Source organism: Alkalimarinus alittae (genome assembly GCF_026016465.1).
GTDB classification, from domain to species: Bacteria; Pseudomonadota; Gammaproteobacteria; order Pseudomonadales; family Oleiphilaceae; genus Alkalimarinus; species Alkalimarinus alittae.
On the sequence record NZ_CP100390.1, the window covers coordinates 2,341,260 to 2,357,690 of the forward strand.

Annotated in this window: 13 protein-coding genes; 5 read left to right on the forward strand and 8 right to left on the reverse strand. The window is 41.9% G+C overall.

Annotated features, from left to right (window positions below):
* Window positions 1–46 precede the first annotated feature (46 nt).
* Window positions 47–208, reverse strand: a complete 162-nt coding sequence (locus NKI27_RS10640) for a hypothetical protein (RefSeq protein ID WP_265046032.1) — start codon at window positions 206–208, stop codon at window positions 47–49.
* Between the two features lie 194 nt (window positions 209–402).
* Here NKI27_RS10640 and NKI27_RS10645 point away from each other — a divergent pair, with 194 nt between their 5' ends.
* Window positions 403–2,220 carry a PilZ domain-containing protein gene (locus tag NKI27_RS10645; RefSeq protein ID WP_265046033.1) on the forward strand — a complete coding sequence of 606 codons (1,818 nt, stop codon included), beginning with the start codon at window positions 403–405 and terminating at the stop codon, window positions 2,218–2,220.
* Window positions 2,221–2,288: 68 nt separating this feature from the next.
* On the opposite strand, the gene NKI27_RS10650 is transcribed toward NKI27_RS10645, so the two are convergent.
* The 7 genes from NKI27_RS10650 to NKI27_RS10680 all read right to left on the reverse strand — a co-directional run bounded on the left by NKI27_RS10650 (window position 2,289) and on the right by NKI27_RS10680 (window position 11,791).
* Window positions 2,289–3,995, reverse strand: coding sequence for a cation:proton antiporter (locus tag NKI27_RS10650; RefSeq protein WP_265046034.1), 1,707 nt, complete (start codon window positions 3,993–3,995; stop codon window positions 2,289–2,291).
* Between the two features lie 85 nt (window positions 3,996–4,080).
* Complete coding sequence (locus NKI27_RS10655; RefSeq protein WP_265046035.1) at window positions 4,081–5,568, reverse strand: protein adenylyltransferase SelO; 1,488 nt, start codon at window positions 5,566–5,568, stop codon at window positions 4,081–4,083.
* An 84-nt stretch (window positions 5,569–5,652) separates the two neighbouring features.
* On the reverse strand, window positions 5,653–6,681 hold the full coding sequence (locus NKI27_RS10660) for a M14 family zinc carboxypeptidase (RefSeq protein ID WP_265046036.1): 1,029 nt from the start codon (window positions 6,679–6,681) through the stop codon (window positions 5,653–5,655).
* Between the two features lie 24 nt (window positions 6,682–6,705).
* Window positions 6,706–7,770 carry an alpha/beta hydrolase family protein gene (locus tag NKI27_RS10665; RefSeq protein ID WP_265046037.1) on the reverse strand — a complete coding sequence of 355 codons (1,065 nt, stop codon included), beginning with the start codon at window positions 7,768–7,770 and terminating at the stop codon, window positions 6,706–6,708.
* A 3-nt stretch (window positions 7,771–7,773) separates the two neighbouring features.
* The gene (locus NKI27_RS10670) at window positions 7,774–9,612 is read right to left on the reverse strand and encodes a lysophospholipid acyltransferase family protein (RefSeq protein WP_265046038.1); all 1,839 of its coding nucleotides are present in this window, start codon (window positions 9,610–9,612) and stop codon (window positions 7,774–7,776) included.
* A gap of 133 nt (window positions 9,613–9,745) precedes the next feature.
* Window positions 9,746–10,585, reverse strand: coding sequence for an S-formylglutathione hydrolase (fghA, locus tag NKI27_RS10675; protein ID WP_265046039.1), 840 nt, complete (start codon window positions 10,583–10,585; stop codon window positions 9,746–9,748).
* 75 nt (window positions 10,586–10,660) lie between these two features.
* On the reverse strand, window positions 10,661–11,791 hold the full coding sequence (locus NKI27_RS10680) for an S-(hydroxymethyl)glutathione dehydrogenase/class III alcohol dehydrogenase (protein ID WP_265046040.1): 1,131 nt from the start codon (window positions 11,789–11,791) through the stop codon (window positions 10,661–10,663).
* A gap of 238 nt (window positions 11,792–12,029) precedes the next feature.
* Between NKI27_RS10680 and NKI27_RS10685 the strand changes: the two genes are divergently transcribed.
* The 4 genes from NKI27_RS10685 to NKI27_RS10700 all read left to right on the forward strand — a co-directional run bounded on the left by NKI27_RS10685 (window position 12,030) and on the right by NKI27_RS10700 (window position 16,399).
* Entirely contained in the window at window positions 12,030–12,905 is an 876-nt protein-coding gene (locus NKI27_RS10685; RefSeq protein WP_265046041.1) for a LysR substrate-binding domain-containing protein, read from the forward strand.
* Window positions 12,906–12,997: 92 nt separating this feature from the next.
* On the forward strand, window positions 12,998–14,248 hold the full coding sequence (locus tag NKI27_RS10690) for a tyrosine-type recombinase/integrase (RefSeq protein WP_265046042.1): 1,251 nt from the start codon (window positions 12,998–13,000) through the stop codon (window positions 14,246–14,248).
* 71 nt (window positions 14,249–14,319) lie between these two features.
* Window positions 14,320–15,663, forward strand: coding sequence for a magnesium transporter (gene mgtE / locus NKI27_RS10695; protein ID WP_265046043.1), 1,344 nt, complete (start codon window positions 14,320–14,322; stop codon window positions 15,661–15,663).
* A gap of 58 nt (window positions 15,664–15,721) precedes the next feature.
* Entirely contained in the window at window positions 15,722–16,399 is a 678-nt protein-coding gene (locus NKI27_RS10700; RefSeq protein WP_265046044.1) for a YoaK family protein, read from the forward strand.
* Window positions 16,400–16,431 lie beyond the last annotated feature (32 nt).

Below are 16,431 nucleotides of genomic sequence, written 5' to 3' on the forward strand. Positions count from 1 at the left end.
ATAAGTGGGTAAATAAGATGCTTAATAGCGATCGCTCAGTGGCGGATTAATTGCATTGCTCGTTTTTGACGGTGGTATCACCATCAAGAAACAGTTCAGTTTGTTTGTGTCGTTGAGAGCATTTGATACTTTGTTCCAATAGGGCTGGACTTAAATCCTGTTTATCAATTACATCAAAAACACCTAATTGAACGGCCTCCTTTGCCATATCTTCTGTTATGACACCTTAAAGTAAAATAAATGCAGGTTTAATACAAATAGGCTAACCCCTACTCCCCCCCCTCACTTCATAGATACCCCCCTACCAAAGTTGCACTTTAGCGCTTATTGAACTATTTAAAGAGGTAATAACCTTTATTGCAGTATGGTTAAAGACTACTTGCATAGTTTAAAGGAATAATCATGGATCAGATTATAGATATACTATTTAGTGCTCTATTTCTATCTGTCGTCGTCGGTACAAGATTTAATAAATGGCCGGCTGAGCAAAGTAAGTTATTTACTGGAAGTCCAAGTGATTATATTGATGGCCCCAGATTTAAAGGCTATTGCTTAATTTACATACTCACCTTTTTCGTTTTGACGTTAATCGTTCGTAACTCCCCACAATTATTAGACATACTTAAAGTTGTACTCGACACTCAAGCAACCCAAGTGCCTCAAAGTAATGGAATCGCAACGCATTCATATTTAATTATCAGCATTGCTGTATTTATAATTTCAACCTTACCGATGGTATCCCCTTACGATGAGCAATGGCGAAAAAAACTGCATGTATGGGCGCGAATCCCTCAATCTGTTAAAGAAATAACACGTGGCATTATTCGCTCTAATGCCTTTATGCCAACACCCCGTATTTTAAGCGAGCTTAAAAGAGAAATCACACGATCTGAGCAACAATCTCGATTCGCTCTTTCAATAGAGAACCTTGACCAAGAAAAAGCTGCTCGCTCAATTGACTGGTACTATATTCAGTGCGCTAGCTTGTTACTCATCGTCAAAGAGTTATGCCTAGACTTAACAGTAAATGACTTAAAAACGAAAGGTATTAGAATTGAAGAGTTAGGCAGAATTATTACGTCTCCCAGCTTTAATGAAAATGAATTCAATAAATACAAACATGAACTAGAGGAGCTATCGCTCTACTTTGTAGAATGCATTTGTAAACATGTTATAAAAAAATACCCCCGTAAAGACGCTCAATATACTGCCTTCAAAAACTTAGGCTTTGTAATAAGTCAGCATGACAGTTCAGAAATCCGCATCAAAGATGCAATTTCACTGTGTTTTATTGGTGTGATTTTAATTTCAATCAGCTCTGTCGCCGCATTGTTATTAATTTTAGATTTCTATCAACCTGAACGACAATACCTAGACGTTGCTAAATTTGTTAGCTGGACAACGGGCAGTATTATTTCATTTTCAATCGCTATTTTTGTGGGCATTGTTATTAAAAAAATGCCGTCAGCTGATGTTAAAGTAGGCATGTTTACATATTTTATTGCGTTACTGTTTGCGACGTTAGCCTCTTTTGTATTTTTTGTAATTGTTCGAGATCTCGCGTTAAGCCTTGAAAAGTTACCCATAGCAAGAATTTGCTTAGCAATGTCGTTTTCAACACTGTCTATTGTCGTCATTAAAGCATTAAACAATGCGAGTTATGACCGTAAAGAAGTAGTTGTATCCTCTCTATTTTATGGCATTGTTCTTGGTGTTGTCATGGCTGTCTTTCAAGTACTTATCTCTATAGCGTTTAGCTGGAATAGAATTCCAGAGAGCGTTTCAGTTTTAACGCATTATTTTAGCGACTGGAAACTGTTTTTTTTATTTTCAGTCGGATTTTTAAAAGGTCTATTTGTGGGTGGTGGCATTAGCTATTTTATTCAAAAAACACAAAGGGAGCAGCTCTTAGCGGCATTACGGAAAAATCCTCGCGTTAATCGTGTGTTGGTGATGGAACTGAAATCAGGCGAGAAGGCGTTTTATATTAATACGAAGGATATTTCTACCAACGGTATTAAAATACAAACGCGAGAGACGCTGCATTCTGGCGACCAAATAGAACTTTCCTCTCCAATCATAGGCAGTATAAAAGGCGTTATAAAATGGACTCAATCCCAACTATTGGGTAAGCAAATTGCAGGGATAGAATTTACTAAATCAACCCATACTTTGCAGAAGTATATAAGAGATAATTATGGTGAGTACTATGCAGGCTGACCCTGTCACAGTAACCAAAGCACTTTTACCATAGCCACCGCTCTTTACTAAATCCTTTATATTCCACTTCACTTATTTGTTTTCGAATCATCTTCCATAATGGGGCGGTAACCCCAATCCCGTACTCCCTGAACAATCTGATCAACCTCTTCCATAGGAACATTCAGCATATTTAATGCACTTGCAGCAAGACTTAAACTCGCCTCAATCGTCTCAGGATACGCATGTATTGCACCGGCATTAAGTAAACGAGTGCACGATTGAAGGTCCTTAGCTCGCGCTATTACCGGTACTTGCGGACACGACCTTTTCATATACGTTAATGTAGCCAATGCCGCTTCTACCTTATCGGCTGAGATGACTAAAAGTGAGGCCTTCTCGACATGAATGGCGGCGAGTAACCCTGGGTCAGTGATGTCACCATAGAAAACTTGATGCCCATCGGCTCTGCCTTGAGCGACTCTCTGAGGATCGGTGTCAACAGCCACAAAAGGAACACCTTTAGCGTGTAATAACACGGCAATAGTATGTCCAACTCGCCCATATCCACCAATAATCACTCGTGCCTCTGGACTATTACTGCTCCGTTCTGCTGACGCTAGGCTGTTATCGGTATCTTTGAAGAATGTATTAACGATAGCCCCATTAAATCGAATTAATAAGGCCCCTGCCACCATTGAAAGCAATACAGAAGTAATCGCAATTTGGCCTAGCGTCATATCTAAAACCGAAGCATCAATAGCAATGGCAATCAGCGCAAGCCCAAACTCGCCACCGACACTCAACATCAACCCTGTACGCCAAGCGACTTGCTTATCGGAAGTCACCCGATGAACTAAACCTGCCACTATGAGTATTTTACTCACTAAAATAAGCATCGCCCCGAGTAGCGACCACTCCCAAATGGGGGCGATGGATGTAGGGTCAAAACGCATACCGATGCCAATAAAAAACAATCCGAGTAATACATCTCTAAACGGGCTTACAATAGACTCAACTTGATGACGAAACTCAGTTTCTCCCAACATCATGCCCGCCAAAAAACCACCAAATGCTAAAGAAAGGCCAAGGCTATGGGTGGTCCATGCTGCAATTAACGACACTAATAAAATCGCTAATGTGAATGTTTCTAATGAGTTTCGCTTTGCCACTAAGTGGAATAACGGTCCGAATAACCAACGGCCTGCAAAAAAGACTAATACAAACGCGAGTACTGCTTTTAAGAGTGACCAAACAAGCGTCATTGTTAATACATCCGCAGCCACTGAAACGCCCAGTACAGGAATAATAACAAGAAACGGAACAGCGGTTACATCTTGAAAGACAGACATAGCCAACCCTAGCCGGCCATGCTGAGTATTCTCTTCGTTCTGCTCAGATAATAAGCTCGAGATAATCGTTGTGGATGATTGAGCAAAAACCGCACCAAACACAAATGCAGCAGGAATAGATAAACCTGCCAACCACACTACAATGGCAGCAACCAAAGTAGTCAGCGCAACCTGCCCTATGCCTAAGCCAAGAATCTGATGCCTAAGGGCATTAAGTTGAGGAATGGAGTAGTTTAAGCCGATCGTAAAGAGTAAAAACACAACACCAAATTCAGCTAATGTATGCAGCTCAGGCATAGAAACGACCGGGCCCATTGTAAACGGCCCAACCACTACGCCAACCAAAAGATAGCCTAAGCTAGTAGGTATATGTAAGCGCTGAAATGTGACGACAATGGTGATCGCAACCGCTAGAAGAAGAAGGATTTGTGGTAGGTGTTCCATTATTACTTTTCCCCAATCATCGTAAGGGCGACAGGCTATAAAGCTGATTCTTTCGCGTCAAAGCGGCGCGATTGTTTCAGCAATATCAAGTCCCACAAAATGTTTTATAAGGGCTAGCATCTAGCGGCGCGGGTACAGCATATTCTTCTAACCCTTCTCGCTTTGTAAAGGGCTGTGCAAGCACCTCAATCAACTTTTCAAAGGGTTCATAATTTGACTCTAATTCTGCGGCATGAAGTGCTTCTTCAACCTTGTGATTTCTTGGAATGTATAGAGGGTTTACCGCATTCATAGCGTTGACTCTATCGTCATTGCTGACAGATTCAGAATCTATACGTTTAAGCCATTTAGATTGCCACACATCAAATGAGTCAGGGTCATCAAATAAGTCTCGAGCCGCGTTAGTATTCCCAAGCAGTACCTCTGACAGGTTACGAAACAGCAACGTGAAATCAACGTGCTGGCCTTCCATGGTAGTATGCAGTTCGGTAACGAGATCCAAATCATCCTCTTGAGTAGTCATTAACCCAAGCTTCATTCGCATGCCGGATAGCCATAAAGCCTCATACCGCTGCTTAAAATCTATGATTTCTTGAGTGGCGAGCTTCACCGCTTTGTCATTATCAGGGTCAATTAAAGGTAACAAGCATTCTGCAAGCCGAGCAAGATTCCATTGTGCTATTGACGACTGGTTAGCATAGGCATAACGCCCTTGCCTATCAATTGAGCTAAAAACAGCTGTGGGGCTATAACGGTCGATAAATGCACAGGGACCGTAGTCAATGGTCTCACCTGAAATCGTCATGTTATCGGTATTCATAACTCCGTGCACAAACCCAATATGCATCCATTTTGCGATCAAGGTTGCTTGCCTTTCGCTTACGGCACGGATGAATGCTAGGTAGCGGTTTTCTGATGCTTTAAGTTCAGGGTAATGCCGATCAATCGCATAGTCTGCCAACCGTTTAACCTTATCAGGTTGAGCTTGTGCGGCATAATATTCAAAAGTACCGACTCTTAAGTGACTTGAAGCAACACGCGCTAATACTGCCCCTGTTTGACGGCCCTCACGCCATACTTTTTCGCCTGTGATAACCACCGCTAGTGCGCGTGTTGTCGGTACATTAAGGGCGTGCATTGCCTCGCCCAATAGGTATTCTCGTAATACAGGGCCAAGCGCGGCTTTGCCATCCCCCCCGCGAGAAAAAGCCGTACGGCCGGAGCCTTTGAGGTGAACATCGCGTCGGAGGCCATTAATATCAATCACTTCAGCCAACAATAACGCTCTACCATCACCGAGCTGCGGGCTAAACCCACCAAATTGATGCCCTGCATAGGCTTGCGCTAGCGGAGCTGCACCGTTTATAGCAGTACCGCCGGATAAAATCGAAGCAATTGTCTTTCTGTCTAGGTTATCTATATCAAGCCCAATGACCCTTGCCAGTTCAGTATTTAATTTAACCAACTGAGGGTTAGGGGCTTTGTCGCCTATAAAGGGAACATAAAACCCATTTAGCTTATCAGCGTAGCTATTATCGTGGTTAAAACCGGCGTCAATGTGCTTGTCCGTCATGTTCGTTTAATACTCTTTGATATGTATGTTTGGCTCACTGGCCATTAACGCTACTGTACCAACTTTATAGCACAATAGTCATCATCAAGGAGAGGCCCTATACCAAAATTGCTCAGCGGCCTGGAACATACGCTGTTTTTGTTTTTTCTTGGGTATCCACTTTTTATGTGCAATGGCGGCTGAACATATAAAATCAAAAAGCATTAAGTGACGGCGCAAGACTCTTCTTTGCCGATGAGGAACAATAGGATTAAACAAGCCAGCAAAGCTCAATAATTGTATAGGGTGTTTTTTTACCCAATTCCAAGACCCCATTTCTAACGTTAGTGGCAGTAAAACAGATTCATTATTATTTTTATGCCGTTTGTATATGTAATCCCATAAATCGCCATGAGTTATATAGCTGAGAGATTGGGGCTCAAACACATAGTCATGATGCGGATATGTTTTGTCGAGTAAGAGCTTTAACGCATAGAGCTTATCGAGTGCGGCTATGGGCCGCTTTCTGTAAGCATATGGAAACCACAAGTGATCACGCAGCCCAAAGCCTGAATGACAGTCGGTACTGATAGTAAAGGGTGACTGTTGTGCATAACGTTCAACAATATCCATTAATGTTTGGCTTTCTTGTTCAAGCCCATACACTGTATTACCACAATACCAAGGGAGTTTAGAGGATAACCGTTGTCCACCGCCCAATAGTGGGGGTTGTGTCTCCGCCTCAATAGGCGCATTGCGCATTAAGTCGACCCCCTTTGGGTTGGCGCGCCTATTCAGATACATTCCCCCTGGGTTAACGATGGGAATAAATATAATATTAAGGACACTTAGTTGATGTTGTAGCCCTGCATCCCATGAGAGTTTAGTCGATAGCATGTCCATGTAAGCGAGCAAGACCTGGGTTCCAATCCGCTCTATGCCGTGAATACCACCAGTAAAAATAACGGTCGGCAATCCAGCTTTAAAGGGCATAACTTCAACGCTATAAATTGGCAATGAAAGGTCTTTAAACGCAACCGATGACTCATGGTTAACCTTAAAACGAGCCCGCGCAATAAATCGCTCTAACTGAACTAACTCAGGCAAACATTCTCTTAACGTCCTAGTGAACATACTCATCCTGATTAATGTCAGTGTTTATGTATTTAAACGAGAAACATTACGAAAATATCGAGAGAATCCCTTAATAAGTTTCATGATGTCAGTCAACTGAGATAGTTTAAATTGAGTATCTCCGTGGCTTATAAAGGGGGTTACTACAAGTTCCGTTTTTTTCTTTAAATCTTTGAGTTTATGAAATAGCCTTTCTGACTGATGATGAGGAATTACATTATCGTTATTGCCGTGAAGTAACAAAACATTGGCTGAGAGGTCTTTAATACGGCTAATGATATCCAAGCCTTTTAATTCATCCGATAAATAACGCTTGCTTGAATTAAACAATTGCTCTCTGTAAGCGACATCATGAAATAACCGTCTGATTTTTTGTCTGTCTTGCTCAGTTAAGGAGCTTAAATAACAATTATACGCATTGGTAAACTCATCAAAATTAACTTCATTGAGGTTATCTTTAATCGCTGCATCTAGCGCTTCCTCAAATAACGCATAGTCATCACAGACCAGGGGTACAATTTTTTTTAATACAATAAACCGTCCGTAAAGGTCTGCAGTATCATCATTAAGAAGGTAATTCATCACGGAATTAACTTCAGTAAATGCACCAATAGCGCACACGGCTGTGACATGATTTTTAAGTTCAGGTAATGACGCGACGGCAAGGCACATACCACCCGAGAATGAAGGTGCCATTAACCCTATAGTCCCCCTAGGTGTTAGCGTTTTGTTTTTTACTATTGCGCTCAATGTGCTAGCGATATCACCAACTTGAGATGAGCAAATCATTAGATTTTTTATGCTTTCTATATCGGGCGCAATAACGCGATACCCGACTCTTCTGAGGGCGTAACATAACAGCATTACTCGCGGATCTTGTTTACCCTTGGGCGACATACCATGAATCACCACTAACGTACCCGCATAAGGCTCTATGGGTTCGTATTGATCGACCATAACCTCCTTATCGTTAACGGCGATCGGATAAGAACAAAAAAAACGGCTTTCTGTTATATCGTTACTGGTTAAGTGAGCTCTAGAGTGCAATGTCCATAAAACATTGCTTGCTTGCCACAGTGAATAAAACATCGTTTATCCTTCTAGTAAACCATCAGGCATATATCGTGCGCGTTTTTTTTGCTTTATCTTTGTCACGTCAACCATAACAAGGCCATCTATACAGTCGCCAAACCCCGTATCGATTCCAAAGTCTAAAAAGATCAGCCCCCCTGGATCACACAGCTCACTGTATTGTTTAAACAATGTAGGAATACTGCACCCCATATTAGACATAATGTGCTTTAAGGTTTTAAAATCTTGTTTGTAATCATCACCTAAAAACTGGATTTTAAGGTGATTTATTAAATCTGACGATAACCGATAAGGTGTTTTTGAGCGTGCCAATGGAGTGATATTTGCTTTGTTTACGCTAGATTCGGCTATACATCCTGACGCTTTTAAGAAGTCGTCCTGATGTTTTAGCTGACCAAAATACAATGTAAAAAAGTAAACCATCAGGTCTTTTGCTGCTTTTGGCATGTCATTAGATAGGCTAACAGGGCCAAATAAGTATCGAATATCTGGGTTTTGACCCAGAAAAGAACCAATCCCATACCAAAGATAATCTAAGCTTCGTTTGCCCCAGTATTTAGGTTGAACAAAGCTTCGGCCTAACTCTGCACCTTTCTCTAATATGGGTAATATTGATTCTTCATAGTCAAACAACGACGCACTATATAAACCGTGTACGCCATTATTGTTAATAATGTCTCTAGCAGCGGCTAAGCGATACGCCCCAACAATTTCGAGGTCTTGCTCATCCCATAACACTAACTGGCTATAAACCGCATCATACTGATCAATATCACGCCTTTTACCTGTTCCCTCTCCCACAGCTCTAAATGAGATCTCGCGTAAGCGCCCTATTTCTCTTAATGCAGCGCTACTACCTGAGTGTTGGTATAAATAAATTTGCTTACCATCACTGGTTTTACCTAAATGTAGTTGAGACGATATCAGTTGTTTCAATGCCTTACGTGGCTCAGGATGAGCAACTGCTGTCTGTGAAGGCCAAATTCCTTGTTTACCTTTTCCTATTTTATAGACATGCTTTTTGAAAAGCTTAACTTGAGTTTTTAACGGTAAACCGCTTTGTTTAAACGTATCATTAGCAATTAAACCACCGACACGAATACTCACAGATTTGCGAGTTTGCTTATACATTTCTGGTACAACTATTAAGGACGATAGTGGTTTATAAATGGCTGATAACCCATAAAACAAGGCTGAGTTTTTGGCATCAATAAACAGCGGTAAAATAGGCGACTGTGTTGATAATGCAAGCTGCAAAAAATCAAATCGCCATTTTGGATCACTCACACCTGTTGGTCGAATACGCGACATATCCTGACAAGGGAAAATAATCAACGCACCTTCTTCGGCAAGGTAGTCAACAACAGGGTTATTTTCGTTTAGACAGGAATCAGAAGATAAGTCAGTGTGCGGTTTGTAAGGCAAAATAAGATGAGCAAGCGGCGAGGATTTGATCGCTTTGGGTAGACTCTGATCGCCTTCTATAACCACTTTCACGTCAGGTCGCACATCACTTACTAACTTATAGAGTGCAAGCGCATCAAGCGTCCCTAAAGGGTGATTCGATATGATAATGACCCGGCCTTCTGCGGGTATGTTTTCTCTTTCTTTCCAAGGCGTTTGGAAGGAAAAGTTAAAATGTTCAAGAATTTGCTCTACAAACTCAACCCCTTGTAGATGAGGATAAGCTTTAATAAATCCGGCAAAAAAGTGATTAATGCCATATAAGTTATCTAAGCTATCAGTTAAAACAGGCTTACGCTGATCTACCGGACTATTGGCATCAACTGGCTCAGTAGCCAAACTATCATTAGTCGCTATTAGTCGTTTAAAGCTCATAACATCACCCCCCTTTTGTTTTTATTAACAATATCTAGGGGGTGTGTATCTTTAGTGACAGTTTTATTTCATTTTAATGTCAACTAAGCAACGTCACGCTTAAGCGATCATTGGTTGAACAATGTGTTAGTTATTACCGTTGTAAATGATCAGCGTGAAAACGAAGATGATCTTCAATGAAGCTCGCGATGAAATAATAGCTATGGTCATAACCTTCATGGAGGCGAACCTCTAATGGGTAATCACTTGCTTTTGCCGCGGCTTCAAGTAACTCAGGTTTTAATTGCTCTGTTAAAAAGTCATCTGCTAACCCTTGGTCAACTAAACCGGGTACCTTTTGAGTCGCTTCGCGCATTAAAATACTTGCATCGTAGTTGCGCCACGTTTTACTGTCTTCACCCAAATACGCGGTAAAGGCTTTTTTACCCCAAGGACAATTTGACGGGTTGCTAATCGGGCTAAACGCCGATACAGATGTAAAACGTTCAGGGTTTCGTAACGAAATAACGAGTGCACCGTGCCCCCCCATCGAATGACCAGATATAGCCCGTTTATTAGACACCGGGAAAGTAGATTCAATCAACGCCGGTAACTCATTCACAATGTAGTCATACATTTGATAATGATGACGCCAAGGCGCCTCAGTAGCATTTACATAAAACCCTGCACCTTTACCTAAATCATAGCCTTCATCGTCTGCAACATCTTCACCTCGCGGACTGGTATCGGGTGCTACAATAGCAATGCCTAATTCAGCCGCTATACGGTGCGCGCCGGCTTTCTGCATAAAGTTTTCATCGGTACAGGTTAGGCCCGACAACCAATACAGCACGGGCACTTTCTCACCACTTGATGCTTGAGGTGGAAGATAAATAGCAAAACGCATTGTGCAATTTAGTGATGACGATACATGGCTATACTGCTTATGCCAGCCACCAAACGTTTTATTACTACTTAAATTTTCAATTGTCATAACCTACTCTCCCTGAATAAGTAAACCGTAAACCAGCTGCCCACTCATAAATGAGCAGCTGAAATAAAGGTTTGTTTATTTATCGAAGTGAATAACAGACCGAATACTCTTGCCTTCGTGCATTAAATCAAACGCTTCGTTAACCTTATCTAGCCCCATGGTATGGGTGATGAAGTCATCTAACTTGAACTCACCCGCCAAGTAACGCTCTACATATTCAGGTAGCTCAGAACGACCTTTAACACCACCAAAGGCAGAACCTCTCCAAACTCGCCCAGTCACTAACTGGAATGGTCGAGTCGATATCTCTTGGCCTGCACCTGCAACACCAATGACTACCGACTCGCCCCATCCCTTATGGCAGCACTCTAGGGCTGAACGCATGATATTAACGTTACCAATACACTCAAACGAGTAGTCAACTCCACCATCGGTTAATTCAACAATGACGTCTTGAATCGGTTTGTCATAATTTTTAGGGTTTATACAATCAGTAGCGCCCAACTTGCGCGCCAATTCAAATTTACTTTCATTAATATCTATCGCAATAATCCGGCTTGCTTTCGCCATTGTTGCGCCGATGATCGCAGATAGACCGATCCCCCCTAAACCGAAAATGGCGACTGTCGCGCCTTCCTCAACTTTAGCGGTGTTCATAACGGCCCCCATACCCGTGGTAACACCACAACCCAGCAAGCATACTTCTTCAAGTGGCGCATCAGGGTTTACTTTAGCTAATGAAATCTCGGGCAGTACAGTGTACTCAGAAAATGTCGAGCACCCCATGTAATGATAAATAGGTTGGCCATCTTTAGAGAATCGAGTGGTTCCATCTGGCATTAAGCCTTTGCCTTGTGTTTCGCGTATCTTTTGGCAAAGGTTGGTTTTACCTGATTTACAGAATTTGCATTCGCCACATTCAGGCGTGTAAAGCGGAATAACATGATCACCCACTTTAACACTGGTAACGCCCTCGCCTACAGACTCAACAATACCGCCGCCTTCATGACCCAGGATGCAAGGGAAAATACCTTCTGGATCATCGCCAGATAACGTAAATGCATCAGTATGGCAAACACCGCTGGCAATAATTTTTACGCGAACTTCGCCTTTTTGTGGCGGCATGACATCAACCACTTCCATGGTTAATGGTTGGCCAACGGCCCAAGCTACTGCAGCTTTTGATTTGATTGTTTGTGCTGTCATTTGAGTTCCTATTAATAATTAACTAAGAAATTTAAGATCATCGCTTAATTCCAATGAATGATAGTTTAGCGATAACCGATAAAGAAGATAATCCCCCTATTTATCAATTCACTTTTACTGCTGAGTAATAATAAAGCTTCTGCGAGTAAATTAGATCGTGTTAAGCTTAGTTGAATATAGCGCCAATGCTGATTCGTTTTTATCAGTCTTTTGGCACAGTCCTAGAGGTGAAGTAGCAATGTTCGACTGGGAAGGTGTTAGTGAGTTTGTAGCCGTCGCAGAGACGGAAAGCTTTACTGCAGCCGCTAAACGGCTAGCAATATCGACGGCTCAAGTCAGTAGGCAAGTCAGCGCGCTTGAAGCACGATTAGCCACCAAGCTTTTTTATAGAACCACTCGCAATGTATCGGTTACCGAAGTTGGTAACATATACTATCAACATTGCAGACTAGCACTAGATGGCCTTCAAGAAGCCCAGCGTGCTATAACTGACCTGCAAAGAATCCCTAAAGGTAAATTACAAATCACCGCGCCAGTCACGTATGGCGAAAACCCTATAGCACCATTAATCAATAACTTTGTTTTAAAGTATCCAGAACTCGATGTACGACTACATTTAACTAATCAAAAGCTTAATCTAATTGACGAAGGGTTCGATCTTGCTATTCGATTAGGTAAGCTCGATGACTCTAGTATGATGGCAAGGCGTTTAGCGTCACGCACTCAATATGTATGTGCATCACCAGTATATCTTGCTAAGTTTGGTGTACCGCACTCACTATCTGAGCTTGACCGTCACAACTGCCTTCAGGGTACACTGGATTACTGGCACTTTCAGGAGCAAGGTAAAGTTCGTAATATACGGGTTAAAGGCAATATTAAATGCAATTGTGGTCGCGCCTTAGTGGATGCCGCATTAAAAGGGATAGGTATTGTTCAATTACCCGACTACTATGTACTACCCTTTATTAAAACAGGTGAACTAGTATCTTTATTAGAAAATAACCGGGAGTCAGACGAAGGGGTTTGGGCCTTGTATCCTCAGAATAGGAACTTATCACCCAAGGTTCGATTATTATTAGATTACCTCGCTGAAGAACTCGATAAAACTTAACGTGATGATATTTTTCGCTAAGACACTTTAAAGCATCATAATTCACACACTATCAATCATAATAATTAACATTAAGTTTAACGGCTAATAGATTGAAATCAAAACATAAAAAACCATTACCTTTGTTTGATACACTCAAAGTGATGCTAGAAGAAAAGTACGAAAAGAACCCTTCTGTGGTGGCGCGAATTGAATCAGATGCGCCGACAAATGCGTTATCGGATTATACTATTGCGTGTGAGTTTCTCTGCAGCTACAGAGGAAGCGCTGATACTTTTGCCTCTTACCGCCGAGAAGTTGAACGCCTATTGCAGTGGGCGTGGTTTGTTGCAGGTGTTAGCCTTAGAGATATACGACGCGCAGAAATAGATGACTTTTTAGCATTTTGCCAACACCCACCTAAAGAATGGATAGGATTAAAAACAGTCTCACGTTTTACCGAACATCACGGCAAACGAGTCGTAAATCCTGAGTGGCGCCCTTTTGTTTCAAAAGTAGGTAAAGTTGAATACTCAGCGGAGCAAGCCCCAGATATTAGTAACTGGGCATTATCTCAAAAGTCATTTCAGGCCATTTTTTCGATTCTTAGTAGCTTTTTCAATTTCCTGATTCAAGAAGAGCACAGTGACGTAAACCCTATTTCGTTGATACGTCAAAAAAGTAAATTCATCCGAAAAAAACAAAGTGAGAAAATTCGCCGCCTCTCAGACCTTCAGTGGGAGTATGTAATAGAAACCGCCGAGATCATGGCCGAACAAAATGCATTAATACACGAGCGAACACTATTTGTTATGAATGCACTCTACGGCATGTATTTACGTATATCAGAGCTCACTCAAAGTGATCGTTGGTACCCTAAAATGGGTGATTTTCAGCTCGACATGGATGGAAATTGGTGGTTCATTACTGTCGGTAAAGGTAATAAAGAGCGTTCGGTTTCGGTCAGTGACGAAATGCTTACCGCTTTAAAACGATATCGCACCTATCGTAACCTATCCGTATTACCCTACCCTGGAGAACAAACACCGCTAATCCCTAAAACACGAGGCTCTGGTGGCATTTCAAGTACACGTCAAATTAGAAATATCGTTCAAACCTGCTTCGATGCAGCCGTGAAAAGAATGATCGAAGATGGCTTTACCGAAGATTCTGAGCGTTTAAAAACCGCGACAGTTCACTGGTTAAGGCACACGGGTATTTCTGATGATGTTAAGCGACGCCCTCGTGAGCATGTGCGTGATGATGCAGGTCACGGCTCGAGCGCAATTACAGATAAATATATCGATGTTGAATTACGCGAACGCCACGCATCTGCACGCAAAAAATCAATTAAGCCTAGCTAACTATAATAGCTTCAACGGCTTAATATTAGACCAATACCCCATACTCAACGGGATCTTCGTTGGAGAGATTTATGAGTACAAGTAACCTGTATCAAGGTGTTTCAATTCCCGAAGCCCAGGCTGATTCAACAGAAATAAATTACTTTATAGAATCAGCCTACCCCGTTGATATTGCAGCCTTTATCGAAAGCTTAGATCTGGGCTTAGGCTTGACTCATTTACTTAAACTTGACGTTGAAAAACGTGCCCAAGTCTTCAGCTATTTAGACCTCGAAACACAGGTTCAATTTGCCAACGCTTTATCCCATGAAGCGCTAGCTGAAATTGCATCGAAAATGGCTTCAGATAACCGTGTTGACCTGTACAACCAGTTAGAGCCTAGCGAACAACAACAATTATTAGAAGATCTCGATAGAGAGCAACGCGAGGACGTTAAGCGATTATCTGTTTATGCAGAGAAGACCGCTGGCGCGTTAATGAGTTCTGAGTATGTCACGCTTGCGGGCAATCTAACCGCAAAACAGGCTATCGACCAACTTAGACATGAGGCCCCCAAAAAAACAGCCATCTATCGGTCTTATATTATTGATGCTGAGTTACGCCTATTGGGTGTTGTGCGGTTACATGAGCTTATATTAGCGTCAGATGACACCCCGATATCCAAAATAATGGATCAAAACCCTGTTAAAATGTCGATTGATGACGCTCAAGAAGACGTTGCTAATACCATTAATCGCTATGATCTAACCACGATCCCAATCGTAGATGCCAATAACAGACTAGTAGGTATCGTGACTCATGATGATGCTGCAGACGCTATGCAGCAAGAAACAACAGAAGATTTTCATAAAGCAGGCACCGTAGAGCCGTTAACGCAAAGTGTCATGAAAGCCAGTATGGGGCTACTTTATAAAAAACGCGTTGTTTGGCTTTCTTTACTTATATTCGGAAACTTGTTTTCGGGTGCCGGGTTAGCGTTTTTTGAAGAAACTATTTTAGCGTATGTATCCCTCGTATTTTTCTTACCTCTTTTAATTGATAGTAGCGGTAATGCCGGGTCGCAGTCTGCCACGCTTATGGTTCGAGCCATGGCAACAGGAGATGTAACCATGAAAGACTGGAAAAAGCTTATCTCACGAGAGCTTGTTATTGCGCTAGCACTCGGATTAACCATGGCTCTATTAGTCTTTCCGGTGGGCGTAATGCGCGGCGGTTATGAAATTGCTATGGTGATAGGCTTAACCATGGTGTTTGTGGTGATGGTCGGCAGTTTAGTGGGTTTATCCTTACCTTTCTTATTAAGCAAGCTTAAACTAGACCCTGCAACCGCAAGCGGACCACTCGTCACGACCATTGCAGATGCCGTTGGCGTAGTGGTGTACTTTTCTATTGCTACTTCGCTATTGGATTTATGACACTAGGTTAACATGAACTCAATACTGATCATTGTAACAAGCTAATTGGGGTTAGACGTTGATAAGAAACTTACCGAAATGGATAGAATATGGTGCGTTTATTTTGGCATTTATTGCTGGCTGCATCAATGCAATCGGTCTCTTAGGCTTTGAGCACCAAGCGGTATCCCATGTTTCAGGAACCGCAACATTGCTAGGCACAAAAATATTTGAGAACTCTGTGCAAAGCACCTTTCACTTACTGGGTATTTTAGCAGCATTCTTTTTGGGTGCTTCAATCTCTGGATTTCTATTGAGAGGAAGTGCATTAAAGCTTGGACGACATTACGACACCACGTTAATGATTGAAGGGCTGCTTATTTTTGTGGCATTTTATCTGCTATCAAAAGGATCTTACTACGGGCACTTCGCTGCATCAGCCGCCTGCGGTCTTCAAAACGCATTGGCCACCACGTACAGCGGAGCCATTATACGTACTACTCATTTAACCGGTATATTTACTGATCTAGGCATTATGCTGGGTTCAGTCTTGAGAGGTGAAGCCTTTGATAAACGAAAAGCTATCTTATTTATATTGATCATTGCAGGCTTTATCGTAGGGAGTATATTTGGTGCTTTCTTGTTTGAGAAAATGCTATTTAAAGCACTCTTAGCACCCGCATTTATTTGTTTATTACTCGCGTTGAGCTATCGAATATATCAAAAAAGCCAAACAAAGAAGTCATTAAGCAGCTAACGAGTGGATAAGCAGTGTCCATACGCCATTAA